Genomic DNA, 14,450 nt, shown 5'->3' on the forward strand with positions numbered 1-14,450 from the left:
AGTCCAAACTGATCGATTGACGAAGCCTCCGCGGAGTCGGCCACGCACAGCCCGCAATGCCACCGCCGGTCATGATCGACAGGTCGCGGTGATCGGATGTAGGGGGATGCCATGTCAGAGAGGACGGCGGCCACGGGGCTTCCCCGGGGAGGTCCGGCAGGCGAGTCCGGCTCGTTCGGGCCGCGGCTCCAGGCGTTTCGCAGGCGGGCCGGGCTGAGCCAGGAGGTGGCGGCCTCGCGGGCCGGGATCAGCACCCGGGCGCTGCGGGACATCGAGCGCGGCCGGGTCCGGCGGCCCCAGTCCCGCACCCTCCAGCGCCTGGCCGAGGCGCTGGGGCTGACCGGCGGTGAGCTGGTGGACCTGTTGAGCGCCGCGCGCACCGGGCCGCCGCGCGACACCGTACGGCCGCGCCTGCTGATCCTCGGCCCGCTCTCCCTCCAGCGCGGCCAGACCCCCGTCCCCGTCACCAGCCCCATGCTGCGCCGCCTGCTCGGACTCCTCGCGCTCAAGCACCCCGAGCCCGCCACCCAGCAGGAGATCACCGACACCCTCTGGCCGTCCGGGCCGCCCAGCTCCCACCAGAGCCTGATCCACACCTATGTCAGCCAGGTCCGCCGACTTCTTGAGCAGGGCGGCCTGCGGACCGTTCCGCCGCCCACCGTCGTCCGGACGCCCACCGGCTACCTCCTTGAGGCCGCCCGGAACCAGATCGACCTCGGCCACTTCGACGAGCTGGCGGCCCAGGCGGAGCACCTCCATCGCGCGCAGGACCCGCGCGCCGTGTACGAGTCGCTGACGCAGGCCCTCCAGTGGTGGCGGGGCCCCGTGCTCGCGGACGCGGACCCGGTGCTGCGCCAGCATCCGGCCGCCGTGGTGGCCAACGAGCGGCGGGTCAAGGCCGTCCTGCTGCACGCCGACACGGCGCTGCTCCTCGGCCGGCCCGAGGAGACCGTCCCCGTGCTGTGGGACATGGTGAACACCGAGCCCCTGCACGAGGGCCTGCACGCCCGGCTGATCCTCGCCCTCGCCAGCTGCGGGGAACAGGCCGCCGCCCTCAACGCGTACAACCGGCTGCGCGACCGGCTCGACGAGGAGCTGGGCATCGCCCCCAGCGCGGAGGTACGCGACGCACAGCTGCGGGTGCTGCGCCAGCAACTGCCCCTCGCGCAGCGCCGCCCCGACCGCCCCGCGCCGCCACCCGACCGCACGCCGCCCGCCGGTCGCACGCCGCCCGCCGGCCCGCTCCCGGCCCAACTGCCCGCCAGAGCGGGCTCGTACGTCGGACGGCGACGGCAGATGCGGGAGCTGGACGCCCTCGTCTCACCCGACCCGGCGCGCCGCTCGCACCTGGTGGCGGTGGTCGGCGCCCCCGGCGTCGGCAAGACCGCCCTCGCCAAGCACTGGGCGCACGCGCGGCGCGAACACTTCGAGGACGGACAGCTGTTCGTCGACCTGCGCGGCCACTCCCCGCTGCCGACACTCCGCCCCGGCGACGTCCTGGCACAGTTCCTCCGGGCCCTCGGCGCTCCGCCCGACCAGCTGCCCGCCGACGAGGACGAGGCCGCGGCGCTGTACCGCACGCTGCTCGCCGACAAGCAGATGCTGATCGTCCTGGACAACGCCCGCGACGCCGAGCAGGTCAGGCCGCTCATCCCCGGCGCCCAGGGCTGCGCGGTGGTGATCACCAGCCGCAGCCGGCTCGCGGGTCTCGTCGCGAGCGACGGCGCCCGCCAGCTCGTCCTCGACGTGCTCGATCCGGAGGAGGCCCGCCAGCTCCTCGGCAGCACCATCGGCGAGAGCAGGGTCGCGGCCGAGGAGGAGGCGGCCCGCAGGCTCGTACAGGTGTGCGGCGGTCTGCCGCTGGCCATCCGGATAGCCGGCGCCAACCTGCTCGCCCGCGATGCCGGCATCGCCGACTACTGCGCCGAATTAGCGGGTGACGACATGCTCAGCCGGCTGCGCATCGAAGGGGACCGGCGCTCGACGGTCCGCGCCGCCTTCGACCTCTCGTACCGCGCGCTCCCGGCCGCGGCCCAGCGGATGTTCCGCCTCCTCAGCCTGATACCCGGCCCGGACGTCACCGTCGCCGGCGCCGCGGCGCTCGCGGACGCGCCCCCGGCCGAAGCGGCCGGCCTCCTCGTGAGCCTGACGAACGCCCATCTCGTACGGGAACGGGCGGCCGGCCGGTTCGGGATGCACGACCTGATGCGCTCGTACGGCCGCGAGCTGGTCAGCCGGGAGGAGGCGCACGCCGCCCGGCAGCGGCTCTTCGACTGGTACCTCCACCACACCGACGCGGCGGCCCGGCTCCTCTATCCGGCGGAAGGGGTCTTGGACGCAGAGGCCGCGTCGACGGTCTTCCCGGGCCCGGGCGAGGCCTCGGAGTGGCTCGACAGCGAGCGGGAGAACCTCGCCGGCGCCGTCCTCCAGGCGTCCGGCGCCGGCTTCACCGCCCTCGCCTGGCGGCTGGCCGAAAGCCTGCACGACTACCTCTCGGTGGGGATGTACACGGGCGACTGCCTCAAGGTCGCGACCGCCAGCCTGTTCGCCGCCGTCGCCGACGGCGAGCTGCGGGCCCAGGCCGCCGCCCAGCTGAGGCGCGCCGAATGCCACTGGGTACTGGCGAACAACGCGCAGGCCCTGGAGCTGTTCGGCCGTGCCCTGGAGCTCGCGCGGCTGGCCGGCTGGACCGAGGGGCAGGACCTGGCGCTGCGCCGCATCCGCGCCGCGCACCAGGAGGACGGTGCCATGCGGCCGGCCTGCGACCACCTCTCCCAGGCGCGGGGACTCCCCCGGCGCGGCAGCGGGGCGGAGACCGCCGACGCGGACGACGTCGCCGGCGTGGGGCTGACCTGCTGAGTGCCCGTTCCTCCGGCGGCAGGTCAACCACTCCGGCAGGTGTCCCGGTTCTGCCGGTTCCTGCGGAGTAGCCGGCGGCGCCCGGCAGAACGGTAGGTCAGCGCCGGTGCGGGCGGACCTCCGGGGGCTTCCGGTCCTCTGGTCCGACTACAGGAGCCCGCCCAGGCCGGAATCGTACGGTGGCCGCACCGGAAGGCCGTTCCCCGTGCCGATTCATGAGGTGACACGTTGCCACAGCTCACGTCGGCCTTCGCCGCCGCCCCGTGCCGAGCGCGTTCCGGGACCCTTCCCTTCGGTCATGCCCACAGGCCGCACCACCCCCGCGCGATCAGAAAGGTGACGATGGAATCCCCGGCACAGACCCCACGTCAGGAAGCCCGGCGCGCAGCCGAGGTGAACGAGTTCGTGGTCGCGTTCTACGAACGCACCATCGGACGTGCCGACTTCAGCCCGTCCGGGATCGCCGAGGAGCTGGGCGTCCCGCAGCAGCGTGCCGAGCAGGCCGTCCGCGTGCTGCGCGAGCTGCGCCTGGTCAAGCCGGCGGAGGGCGGCACGGACCGGCTCGTCGCGGTCAGCCCGGACGCCGCCCAGATGGAGCTGCTGGTCCCCCTGGAGCGGGAGATCCTCGACAGCCGCCACCGACTCGAAGGATTCAAAGGGCAGTTGAACTCCTTCGTGGCGGCCTTCGAGAAGCAGGCCAGGACCCGCGCCGAACCGGTGGTGATCACCGACGACCGGGAGGAGATCGAGCTGCGCCTCCTGGAGGCCGCACAGGGCTGCACCACCGAGGTCCTCGTGATGCAGCCCTGCGTCGCCCGCGAGACCCCCGAGCTGCGGCTCGCCCGCCCGCTCGTCCTGGAGGCCGTACGGCGCGGTGCGCAGGGCCGGATCCTCTACCCCCACACCGCCCGCGGCGACTCCGACACCCGAGCGCACCTCGGCGAACTCCTGCCCGCGGGCGGGCAGGTGCGCACCACCAACGAGGTACGCGACCGCTTCCTGGTCTTCGACCGGAAGACGGCCTTCATCCCGGCCGGCGAGGGCGACGCGATCGCCGTCGTCTACGACGGCGCGGTCGCGGCCTTCCTGGCCGGACTGCACGCCCGGGTCTGGGAGTCCGCCTTCGACTTCGACTCCGGCGCGGCCGGCTACGCGGGGACGATGGGCGACCTGAAGGCGACCCTGCTCGACCTGCTGGCCTCCGGCGCCAAGGACGAGGTGATCGCCCGCAGGGTCGGCATGTCCGAGCGGACCCTCCGCCGCCACGTGGCCACGATCATGCAGGAACTGGCCGCCTCCAGCCGTTTCCAGGCCGGTGTGATGGCCGCGCGGACCGGCCTGGTCGACCTGGCCCTGAGGGGTGCCGCATGAGCCGGTACGACCGACTCGCGTACACCTCGTCGGTGCGCCGGGTCCAGGAGCAGATGGGCAGCGCCACGGCGACCGACCGGCGGCTGCGGGAGCCGGCCGAGGAGGCCGAGCCGCTCACCGGCGCCGCGGCCGACTTCATCAGCGGCCTCGACGGCTTCCTCTTCGCCAGCGTGGGCGAGACCGGCTGGCCGTACATCCAGTTCCGGGGCGGGCCACCGGGGTTCGTCCACGTCCTGGACGAGCACACCCTCGGCTATCTGGACGTGCGCGGCAACCGGCAGTACATCACCACCGGCAACGTGCGCGGCAATGACCGGGTCGCGCTGTTCTTCATCGACCACGCCCGGCAGACCCGCCTCAAGCTGTTCGGCCACGCCACCGCCGTGCCCGTCGGCGAGGCGCCCGAGCTCGTCGAGCGCCTGGACTCGCCGCGTACCGACGGAACCGTCGAGCAGCTCGTCACCATCCGGGTCGAGGCCTTCGCCTGGAACTGTCCCAACCACATCACTCCGCGCTTCAGCCAGAGCGAGGTCTCCGAGGCTCTGGCCCCGGTCCGCGACCGCATCGCCCAGCTCGAGCAGGAGAACGCCGCCCTGCGCGCGGAACTGGCGGACCGGCCTGCGCGCTGAAGGCCTGCTGACCCTGCCTTCCCGCCGAACGCCCGCTGACCGAATTCGGCAGCCGGTTTCGGTCCTTGAGGGAACCTCCACCGGAATCCCATTCTGGATTCAGCAAAGAGCCCTCGAAGCGAACGGAGACATCGCGCGATGGTCAGCGACGTGATCGACCGAAACGACCGGTTCCGGGGAATCCTGGACCGGCTCGCCACCAAGTCGATCGACGACTACTACAACCCGTACCGGCTGTTCGAGTGGCCGGACCGACTGCCCGAGGACATGTGGTGGATGAGCCCCGAGCTCACCACCACGTACGGGACGGAATGGGCCGAGAAGCTCACTCCTCAGCAGCTCCACGCGCTTTCCAAGCACGAGAGCATCAATTTCTACAGCCTCAATGTGCACGGCATCCGGGAACTGCTCATCGAAGTGGTCGCCCGGATTCACACCGCCGGTTTCGAAACGCCTTCGGAGTTCTTCCACCATTTCATCGGTGAGGAGAACGAGCACATGTGGTTCTTTGCCGAATTCTGCCTCCGCTACGGCGGGAAGATCTACAAGCAGCCGGCCGGCGGCGCCGAGGTGGCCGGCTCCTCGGCCAAGATCCAGAGCCTGCTGGTCTTCACCCGCATCCTGATCTTCGAAGAGCTGGTCGACCACTTCAACTCGGCGATGGCCGAGGACGAGCGGCTGCACGAGACGATCCGCGGCATCAACCGGATCCACCACCAGGACGAGTCCCGGCACATCGCCTTCGGCCGCGAGCTGGTCGGCCTGCTCCACCAGGACCTGAAGGAGACCGCCACCGAGCAGGAACTCGACGACGTCTCCACCTACTTGCGCCGCTACCTGAAGCACAGCTTCGACTCGCTCTACCACCCGCAGGTCTACCGCGACGCCGGCCTGGAGAACCCGCACGAGCTGCGCCGGTCCCTCATGGAGTCGCCGGCCCGCGCCGAGGCCGAGCTGCGCACCTTCCGCAAGACCGCCAAGTACCTCGAGAAGACGGGACTCATCCGATGAACCGCCTGACCGGGAGCGACGGCGCACCCGCGGTCGCCATCCTCGGACCGCAGGCCACCCGGCTCCTCAAGGAGCTGGACGCGGTCTTCGCCGGCTGGGGCACCGCGGCCGGCGCCGAGGAGATCAGCGCCCCGCCGCTCTTCCCGGTGACCGACCTGGAGAAGTTCGACGTCTACACCAACTTCCCCCAGCTCGCCTGGGTGGCCGGCTCCCTCGACCTCACGGACGATCAGCACAAGCCGGTGGAAGGGAAGTTCGGGCCGGGTGCGGTGACCGAGGCGCGGTACGGGCTGCCGCACGCCACCTGCTACGGCGCGTACCTCTTCCACGAGGGTCACCAGGTCGCCGACGACACCCTGCTGACCCTGGTCAACCGGTGCTTCCGCAACGAGGACCACTACGGCGGGCTGCGCCGCCTCGCCACCTTCCAGATGCGCGAGATCGTCGCCCTCGGCAGCTTCGACCACACCCAGCAGGTCATCGCCCGCTTCACCGAGCGGATCCAGTCCTTCGCCGCCGCGCTCGGCGTCGCCCTGGCCAAGGAGCCGGCCGGCGACCCGTTCTTCCGCAACGACAACGGCCGCGCCCTCATGCAGAAGCTCAGCCCGGTCAAGTACGAGTTCCAGTACGGCGACGGCGACCTGGCGATCGCCTCGGTCAACACCCACCGCAACTTCTTCGGCGAGCGGTGCGGCATCCGGCTGGAGTCCGGCGAGCACGCCTACACCTCCTGCGTGGCCTTCGGTCTCGAACGCTGGATCGCGGTCCTGACCGAGCACTTCGAGGAAGACCTCGACGCCGCGCTGGCCGCCGTACGCGCCGCCGCAGCCGACCTGTCGTGACCCAGCCCCTGATCGGCGTCGACCTCGTCCCGCTCTCCCGGGTCGGCGAGCTCCTCGACCCCGATGCCGGGCCGCCGGCTCCCGGCATCGGGCCGCTGCTCGGGAAGTACCTGTCCGCCGACGAACTGGCGGGCTCCCGGACCCCGGACGGCGCACCCGACCAGGCCAGGATCGCCGGACGGCTGGCCGCCAAGGAAGCCGTCTTCAAGCTCCTCGGAGCCGTCGGACGGCCGGTGCCCTGGCAGGGCATCGAGGTCCTGCGCGGCCCCGGCGGGCGGCCGGGGATCCGGCTCTCGGGCCGGGCGGCCGAGCTGGCCCGGGCCGCCGGGCTCGGCCCGATCGACGTCAGCATCAGCCACGACGCCGGCTTCGCGATCGCCGTCGCGGCCTCCTCCACCTCTCTCGATCACCACCCGTCTCCCGCCCACCACCCCTCCCGCCCACCCCATCTCGCAGCATCAGCGACTCCGAAGGGAATGCCATGAGTTCCGCAGGTATCGACAAGGTCCGGGACTGGATCCTCGGCCGTCACCCCGAGCGCACCGAGCTCGCCTCCGACGTCGACCTCATCGAGAGCCGTCTCGTCGACTCGCTCGCCTTCGTCGAGCTCGTCTACACCATCGAGGACGCCGCGGGCGTCGAGATCGACTTCGACAACATCGACATCGAGGACTTCCAGACCCTCGCGACCATCGAGAAGGCGTTCTTCGCCTGATCCCGAGGAGGGATCTTCACCATGGATGCAGTCTCGTACACCGCACAGTGGATGGCCGCGGCCCGCGCACAGGAGTCCGAGCGGGAGGACGCGCTGTTCGTCGACCCGCTGGCCAAGGACCTCGCCGCGCCCAGGGGCTTCGAGCTGATCGAGCGCTACGCCGGCGGCGGCCTCCTGCCGTTCATCTCCATCCGGACCCGGTTCCTGGACGACGCCATCCGGGACATCCTCGCCGAGGGCGGGATCCAGCAGGTCGTCCTGATCGCGGCGGGCATGGACACCAGGGCCTTCCGGCTCGACTGGCCGGAAGGCGCCCAGGTCTACGAGGTCGACCACGCGCTGCTGATCGCCGAGAAGCGCCGTCGGCTCGACGCCCTCGGGGCCGAGCCGCGCACCGACCGGCGCGAGGTCTCCGCCGACCTCACCCAGGAGTGGCTGCCCGCCCTGGAGGCCGCCGGCTTCGACCGCACCCGCCCGACCCTGTGGGTCGCCGAGGCGCTGACCTTCTTCCTCACCGAGGAGCAGGCGGCCGGGCTGCTCCAGCTGCTCGCCTCCGCCTCGGCCCCCGGCAGCCACCTGGCCTTCGACATCCTCGGCCGCGCCCTGCTGCGCAGCCCGTTCTCGAAGCGGTGGCTGGACACCCTCGCCGCCGACGGCACGCCGTGGATCTTCGGCACCGACGAGCCCGAGGAGTTCCTCACCGCGAACGGCTGGAAGACCACCGACCTGCGGCAGCCGGGCCAGCCCGGCGCGGGCGAGGGCCGCTGGCCGTACGACGTCCAGCCGCGGGACCGCCGGGGCGCCAACCGGCTGTGGCTGATCCGCGCCGAGATAGCGACGGCCTGATGGGTCACCCGGCCACGGACCTCCAGGCCTCGGACGCCCGGGCCGAGGGCCACCAGGCCCAGGTCTCGGACGGCCCGGTCTCGGACCGCCCGGTCTCGGACCGTCGGATCACCCTGGAGCGGATCGAGTCGTACCTGCCCGAGCGCAGCGTACGGATCGAGGAGCTGGGCGAGCGGCTGGGGCTGCGGCGGGCCGAACTCGGGGTGTTCCGGAAGTTCTACGGCCTGGACACGCTCCGCTTCGACCCCGAGCTGCCGCTGCTCGACCTGCTGCGGCCCGCCGCGCGCGGCGCCCTGGCCGCCCTCCCGGAGGGCGGCCGGGTGGAGTACCTGGCCTACGCCCACGTCACCCAGGCGGTGGCCCCGGCCGACGTGGACATCGCCCAGGCGGTCGGCGAGGACCTCGGCCTCGACGGCACGGAGGCCTTCGGCCTCAGCCACCAGGCGTGCGTCAGCAGTCTGGGCGCCATCGAGGTGCTCGGCGAACTGCTGCGCGCGGAGGGCGCCGAGGGCGCGTACGCCCTGATGGTCACCGGCGAGCAGGCGTACTCGCCGATGGTCCAGCTCGTCCCCAACACCTCGATCATGGCCGACGCCGCCGCCTCCTGCCTGATCACCCTGGACGGCGAGGGCGACGTCGTCCGCTCCTTCGCCACCCGGACCCTGGGCGAGTACGCGCAGTGGCTGGAGCTGACCGCCGAGCAGAACACCGAGTTCGGCGAGCAGTACGGCAAGCGGATCTCCGAGGTCATCCACCAGGCCCTGACGGAGGCGGGGCTGACGCTCGACGACGTCGACCTGGTGATCCCGCACAACGTCAACAAGCTGGCCTGGCGGCAGACCATCAAGGAGCTGGGGGTGGCGCCGGAGAAGGTCTTCCTGGACAACGTCCCGCGCTACAGCCACACCTTCGCCTCGGACGTCTTCGTCAACTACACCACCCTGCGGGACGCGGACCGCCTCGTGGACGGCGCGCACTACCTGCTGGTCTCCGTCGGCCTGGGCGCCACCTTCGGCGCGATGGTGATCACCCACCGTACGGGGGGCGGCAAGTGATGGAGCGTCAGGAAATCCTGCTCGTCATCGAGAAGGCCCTCAGCGAGGTCCTGGAGCGGCCGGTCAGCGGGCTCACCGAGGAGACCGCGCTCTTCGACGAGCTCCAGCTCGAATCCATCGCCGTCCTGGGGCTCCTCATGACCGTCGAGGAGGCGACCGGGATCGCGGTCGACCCGGACGAGCTCGACATCGACCACCTGCGGACCATGCGGTCCTTCGCCGACTACGTCGAGGCCGCACTCCGCGAAGCAGAGGGGACGTCATGACCGGACTCGCCGTCCGGGCCGCCGCGGCGGTGCGCTCGCCGCGGGGCCGGGCACCGGCCGACCGCCCGGCCGCGCTCGACTACTACCGCGACCTGCTCACTCCCTTCGGGGAGAAGCCGGACGAGGAGCTGCTGGGCCGCGGCGCGCACGTCCACCACCGCGACCTCGCGGACCTCCTCGTCGCCGACGAGGGCGTCGGCCGGAGCCGGCCGGAGCTGCTGATCGTCACCCACGCCCTGCCGGACGTGGTGCCCTTCACCGCCGTCGCGCCGCACATGACGGACCGCCTCGGCGGCCTGGCGGCCAATTTCGCGATCGCCCAGCAGGGCCTGGCCGCACCCTTCACCGCGCTGCGGATCGCCTCGGCGTACCACCGCGCGGGGCGGGCCGCGGAGGTGGTGCTCGCGGTGCTCGAACAGACCACGCTGCCGACGCCGTTCCCGCTGGTCCAGGACACCCCGCTGATCGACTCGGCCGCGGCGGTCGTCCTCGGGGCCTCCACGGAAGGCGAGGCCGGCCTGGCGTTCGCCCGGGCGTACTCGGCCGCTTCGGCGGTGGCCGCGCTCGGCGAGGACGCCCTCGGCCCGGACGTCGGGGAGCACGGCACGCTCCTCGTGCTCGGGCCCTGGGTCACCGAGGACGTCCCGGAGCGCTCCCCGGTGCACCGGGTGGCCCCGGGCAGCTACTGCACCAGCCTCTGGCTGGAGCTCGCCGACCACTGGCAGGAGTGGCGGGACACGTACCGGCGGGTCGTCCTGTGCGACACCGACCCGCGCTCCGGCCGCAGCCACGTGGCGCTCTTCGCCCGCGGCGAGGGGTAACTCCCCGCGCGGCCCGGGGGTCAGCCCGTCCACCACGCCCCCGCCGTGGTGGACGGGCTCGCCCCCGGTTGGGCGTACGCGCCGACACCGGAACACCGGAACACCGGGCGGCCCCGGACCGGACGCTTCGCCGGGCTCGTGCCCGGGCTCGACACACATCGGACAAGGCAACCGAAGGGAAGGTCGGAACACGATGACCACGGCTGAGACGCGGACCATCAGGCTGGACTCCGCGAGAGCCGGCTCCGGCCCGGCGACCTGGGGGCAGCGGGCGATCTGGGGTGTCGTCACCAAGCTCGGCGACGACGCCCCCCGCTACAACGTGCCGGTTGACCTCCCCGTCAGCCCGCCCCGCCCCGTCTCCCGCGTCCTCGCGGACGTGACGGAGCTCCTCCTGCTCCACGACAGCCTGCACACCAGGTTCCTGTCCGACGGCGAGGACGGCCTGGAGCAGGTCGTGGACGGCAGCGGCGAGCTTCCGGTGGAGATCCGTACGTGCCCGGCGGCACGGGCCGCGGACACCGGTGCCGCCCTGCTCAAGGAGCTCGCCGGGCGCTCCTTCGACCACACCCGGGAGTGGCCCCTGCGCGTCGGCCTCGTGGAGTCCGACGGCCTGGTCCACCGGCTTGTACTGGTCGGGGCCCACACCGGGATGGACTACTGGGGTCTCGGCATCCTGCTCCGCGACCTGGGGGCGGTCGTGTCGGGGGAGACCGCCGCGTCGCTGCGCCTGGCACGCCCGTCCCTCCAGCCCCTGGACGCCGCGGAGGTCCAGGCGTCGCCGCTCGGCCGTCGCCGGGACGAGGCGGCCCGCCGCTACTGGTGCGAGCAGCTGACCGCCGGCCCGCGGCGGCTCTTCCAGGACCCGGCGGCGCCGGAACTCGCGGACGACCCGACCCGGATGTTCCCCAACGCGCTGCTGCGCTCGCCCGCGCTGGCGGTCGCCGTCGGGCGGGTGGCGGCGGAGCTGGAGGTGAGTGACGCGGCGGTGCTGCTCGGCGCGGCCTCCCACCAGCTGGCCAGGATGTCCGGGAGCAGCGACGTGCTGTTCCAGGTGGTCGTGGGCAACCGCTTCCAGCCGGCCGCCGCCGCGGCGGTCAGCACGGTGGCGCAGGAGGCCCTGTTCCGGCTCACGGACGCGGACCGGGACTTCGAGGACGCGGTGCGGCGGACGCGGTCCGTCGCGTTCAGCGCGTTCCGCCACGCCTCGTACGACAAGTGGGCGCTGGACCGGGAGGTGGCGCTGCTCGTCGAGAAGGGCGAGGCGGCCGACCACTCGTACTGGTGGAACGACACCCGCGACCCGGCCGTCGGGCCGTTCGAGACCGTCGAGAGGCCGCGGGCCGCGCTGAGCGAGCTGATCGGCCGGACCGAGCTGAGCTGGCCGACGGAGTTCCTGCCCCGCAAGAACGTCTCGATGGCCGTGGACGTGCTGACCGCACCGGGCGCCCTGGACCTCGCCATGACCGCCGACCCGGCCGTCCTCGACCGCGACGGGATGGAGCAGTTCCTCCGCGGGGTCGAGCGGCTGATCGTCGCCGAGGCGATCGCGCTGGGGGACTGATGCCCGAGACGTACGCGGGAATCGCCTGGACGGGCGAGGGGTACGAGGTCGAGGTCCTGGACGGCGCCGGACGCCGGGTCGTGGAGCCGAGCGGCTGGAGCGGCGCCCAGGCCGCCGAACTCATCGCGTGGCTCCGGGACTTCGACGGCGGGCGGGCGCCCGCCGTGGTCCTGGACAGCACCAACGGCCTGCTCGACGGCCCGATGACGGCGGCCGGTCTGGAGGTCTACCGCGCGGATCCCTGGCTGCTGCCGCCGCGGCCGGGTTTCGGCTCCGTCCCGGCCGCACGGCTGGCGGAGCGCGCCAGGGCCGCGCCCGGCGAGCTGGCCCGGGTCACCGCCGAGGGCGGCACGCTGACCGGCCGCGCCGAGGAGTACTTCGACGGCGTGAGGCGCGGCGAGCCGATCGTGGCGGAGCTGACGGCGGCCGGACGCTGCTTCGCGCACGGCCGCCGGGACACCGCGAAGGTCGCGCTCACCTTCGACGACGGCCCCGACCCGGTCTTCACCCGCCGGGTGCTGGACATCCTGGAGCGGTACGGAGCCCGGGCGACCTTCTTCTGCGTCGGGCACCACGTGGCGGCGCTGCCCGACCTCGTACGCCGGACCGCCGCCGCCGGCCACGAGCTGGGCAACCACTCCTGGTCGCACCCCTACCTGCCCGACCTCACGCCGGAGCAGCTGCGCGAGCAGCTCGACCGGACGGCCGAGGCGGTGGCCAAGGTGACGGGCGAGGAGGCGCCGACCCGGTTCAGGCCGCCGTACGGCGCGCTGAGCCCCGAGGTGCTGGCCGCCCTCGAGGGGTATCCGACCACGCTGACGATGTGGGACGTGGACACCCGCGACTGGGCGAGGCCGGGAGCGGAGCGGATCGCCGCGACCGTCCTGGAGTCCGCGGGCCCGGGCTCGGTGGTGCTGATGCACGAGGGCGCCGGCGATCGCGCCCAGACCGTGGAGGCCCTTCCGGCGATCGTCGAGGGCCTGCTCGAACGCGGCCTGGAGCTCGTCACCGTGGGGGAACTGGCCGACCCGCCCGTCACCCCCGACGACTCGCCCGTCACCTCCGCCGGCCCGCCCGTCGCCCCCGCCGGCCCGCCGCCGTCCGCCCGATGAAGACCTCGATCAACGACCGAAGGGTTTGAACAGCCATGGAAGAACGCTTGGCGGACCACACCGCGGCGGACGCACCGCCGCCGACGAAGGACGGGCCCGACGGGCCCGACGGGTCGCCGCCGTCGGGGACGTCGACTCCCGGTGTGCCGTCCTCGGGAGAGCCGGCGATCTGGTCCCGTAACTTCCGGTTCTACTTCACGGCCCGCAGCGCGGGTCTGCTCAGCTGGGCCATGCTGCCGGTCGCGGTCTCGGCCGGTCTGCTCAGCGGCGGGTACGGCCTGGACACCGCCGGGTACTCGATGGCCTTCCTGGTCGCGCCGTTCGCCGGTCTGGTGCTGTTCGGCGGGGTGCTGGCCGACCGGTTCACCGCCCGCCGGATGATGATCATCGCGGACATCGCCAACCTCACCGCGCACATCCTGCTCGCCCTCCTGTTCATCCACGGCATCGACCATCTCTGGCAGCTGTACGGGCTGTTGGTGGTGGCCGGTACGGCGAACGCGCTGTTCCAGCCGGGCGCCTCCTCGACCGTCCCGCTGGTCTCCCGGGACGTGCAGGGCGCGAACGGCGTGCTGCGCACCTCCGAGGCGATCACCGGCCTCGGCGGCCCGGCGCTGGCCGGCGCCCTGGTCGGGTTCGGGTCCACCGGCTGGGTGATGGTGATCTCCGCCGTCGCCTACGGGACCAGCGCGATCTGCCTGTTCGTCCTCCGGCTCGGCGTGGTGCCCGCGCCGCCGCCCGGCCAGAGCCTGTGGCGCAATCTGGCGGTCGGCTGGCAGGAGTTCACCTCCCGCAGCTGGCTCTGGGGCGTGATCCTGGTCTGGATGTTCTACGCGGTGCTGTCCTGGGGGCCGCAGCTGTCGGTGGCCGCCGGCGTCATCGTGCCCGAGCACGGCGCGTCCGCCTTCGGTCTGATCAACGCCGCGCTGGGCGCCGGCACCGTCGCCGGTGGCCTCCTCGCGATCCGCTACAAGCCCCAGCGGCCGCTCGCCGCCGGGGCCGTGGCGATGATGGCGTACCCGATCTACCCGCTCGGCATCGTGCTCGGCTGGCCGGTCTGGATGCTCGCCGTCGCCCAGGTCCTGGTCGGCGCCGGGATCGGCGTCTGGGGCGTCATGTGGGCCACCAGCGTGCAGACCCAGGTGCCGGGCGAGGTGCTGAACCGGGTCCACGCCTACGAGGTCGCGGGCTCCGTCGGCATGTACCCGATCGGCAGCGCGCTGGCCGGACCCGCCGTCGGCGCGTTCGGCACCGACGCGGTGCTCCTGGTGGGCGTCGTGGTCTCCTTCCTCACCGCCGCCGCGCTCCTGGCCGCCCGTCCGATACGGACCCTCCAACGTGTGCCGGACCGCGTCTGAG

At 72.8% G+C, this 14,450-nt stretch carries 14 protein-coding genes; all 14 read left to right on the forward strand.

The annotated features are described in order from the left end of the window. Positions 1 to 111: 111 nt before the first annotated feature. Positions 112 to 2,859, forward strand: a complete 2,748-nt coding sequence (locus tag ACIBG6_RS20035; protein WP_399223903.1) for a BTAD domain-containing putative transcriptional regulator — start codon at positions 112 to 114, stop codon at positions 2,857 to 2,859. A gap of 342 nt (positions 2,860 to 3,201) precedes the next feature. Continuing rightward, positions 3,202 to 4,230 (forward strand): LuxR C-terminal-related transcriptional regulator, encoded by a 1,029-nt coding sequence (locus ACIBG6_RS20040; protein WP_399223904.1) that lies wholly within the window; start codon positions 3,202 to 3,204, stop codon positions 4,228 to 4,230. Continuing rightward, positions 4,227 to 4,859, forward strand: a complete 633-nt coding sequence (locus ACIBG6_RS20045; protein ID WP_399223905.1) for a pyridoxamine 5'-phosphate oxidase family protein — start codon at positions 4,227 to 4,229, stop codon at positions 4,857 to 4,859. The genes ACIBG6_RS20040 and ACIBG6_RS20045 overlap by 4 nt, the downstream gene beginning before the upstream one ends. A 138-nt stretch (positions 4,860 to 4,997) precedes the next feature. Then, a complete protein-coding gene (locus tag ACIBG6_RS20050; RefSeq protein WP_399223906.1) occupies positions 4,998 to 5,870 on the forward strand; it encodes a diiron oxygenase in 873 nt (290 codons plus the stop codon). After that, positions 5,867 to 6,712, forward strand: coding sequence for a hypothetical protein (locus ACIBG6_RS20055; RefSeq protein WP_399223907.1), 846 nt, complete (start codon positions 5,867 to 5,869; stop codon positions 6,710 to 6,712). Before ACIBG6_RS20050 ends, ACIBG6_RS20055 begins: the two co-directional genes overlap by 4 nt. Next, positions 6,709 to 7,197, forward strand: a complete 489-nt coding sequence (locus tag ACIBG6_RS20060) for a holo-ACP synthase (RefSeq protein WP_399223908.1) — start codon at positions 6,709 to 6,711, stop codon at positions 7,195 to 7,197. Before ACIBG6_RS20055 ends, ACIBG6_RS20060 begins: the two co-directional genes overlap by 4 nt. After that, a complete protein-coding gene (locus ACIBG6_RS20065; RefSeq protein WP_030219305.1) occupies positions 7,194 to 7,427 on the forward strand; it encodes a phosphopantetheine-binding protein in 234 nt (77 codons plus the stop codon). The genes ACIBG6_RS20060 and ACIBG6_RS20065 overlap by 4 nt, the downstream gene beginning before the upstream one ends. A 21-nt stretch (positions 7,428 to 7,448) precedes the next feature. Continuing rightward, positions 7,449 to 8,273, forward strand: coding sequence for an SAM-dependent methyltransferase (locus ACIBG6_RS20070; RefSeq protein ID WP_317596646.1), 825 nt, complete (start codon positions 7,449 to 7,451; stop codon positions 8,271 to 8,273). Next, positions 8,273 to 9,328, forward strand: coding sequence for a 3-oxoacyl-[acyl-carrier-protein] synthase III C-terminal domain-containing protein (locus tag ACIBG6_RS20075; RefSeq protein WP_399223909.1), 1,056 nt, complete (start codon positions 8,273 to 8,275; stop codon positions 9,326 to 9,328). Before ACIBG6_RS20070 ends, ACIBG6_RS20075 begins: the two co-directional genes overlap by 1 nt. Next, positions 9,328 to 9,594: an acyl carrier protein gene (locus ACIBG6_RS20080; protein ID WP_055642736.1), complete on the forward strand. Its 267-nt coding sequence runs from the start codon at positions 9,328 to 9,330 to the stop codon at positions 9,592 to 9,594. The genes ACIBG6_RS20075 and ACIBG6_RS20080 overlap by 1 nt, the downstream gene beginning before the upstream one ends. Beyond that, positions 9,591 to 10,415 carry a hypothetical protein gene (locus ACIBG6_RS20085; RefSeq protein WP_399223910.1) on the forward strand — a complete coding sequence of 275 codons (825 nt, stop codon included), beginning with the start codon at positions 9,591 to 9,593 and terminating at the stop codon, positions 10,413 to 10,415. Before ACIBG6_RS20080 ends, ACIBG6_RS20085 begins: the two co-directional genes overlap by 4 nt. 193 nt (positions 10,416 to 10,608) lie before the next feature. Further along, on the forward strand, positions 10,609 to 11,979 hold the full coding sequence (locus ACIBG6_RS20090) for a condensation domain-containing protein (protein WP_399223911.1): 1,371 nt from the start codon (positions 10,609 to 10,611) through the stop codon (positions 11,977 to 11,979). After that, positions 11,979 to 13,091 (forward strand): polysaccharide deacetylase family protein, encoded by a 1,113-nt coding sequence (locus ACIBG6_RS20095; protein ID WP_399223912.1) that lies wholly within the window; start codon positions 11,979 to 11,981, stop codon positions 13,089 to 13,091. The genes ACIBG6_RS20090 and ACIBG6_RS20095 overlap by 1 nt, the downstream gene beginning before the upstream one ends. A 35-nt stretch (positions 13,092 to 13,126) precedes the next feature. After that, positions 13,127 to 14,449 (forward strand): MFS transporter, encoded by a 1,323-nt coding sequence (locus ACIBG6_RS20100; protein ID WP_399223913.1) that lies wholly within the window; start codon positions 13,127 to 13,129, stop codon positions 14,447 to 14,449. Position 14,450: the final 1 nt, after the last annotated feature.

Origin of the sequence: Streptomyces sp. NPDC050842 (assembly GCF_044456565.1) — a bacterium.
GTDB lineage: Bacteria > Actinomycetota > Actinomycetes > Streptomycetales > Streptomycetaceae > Streptomyces.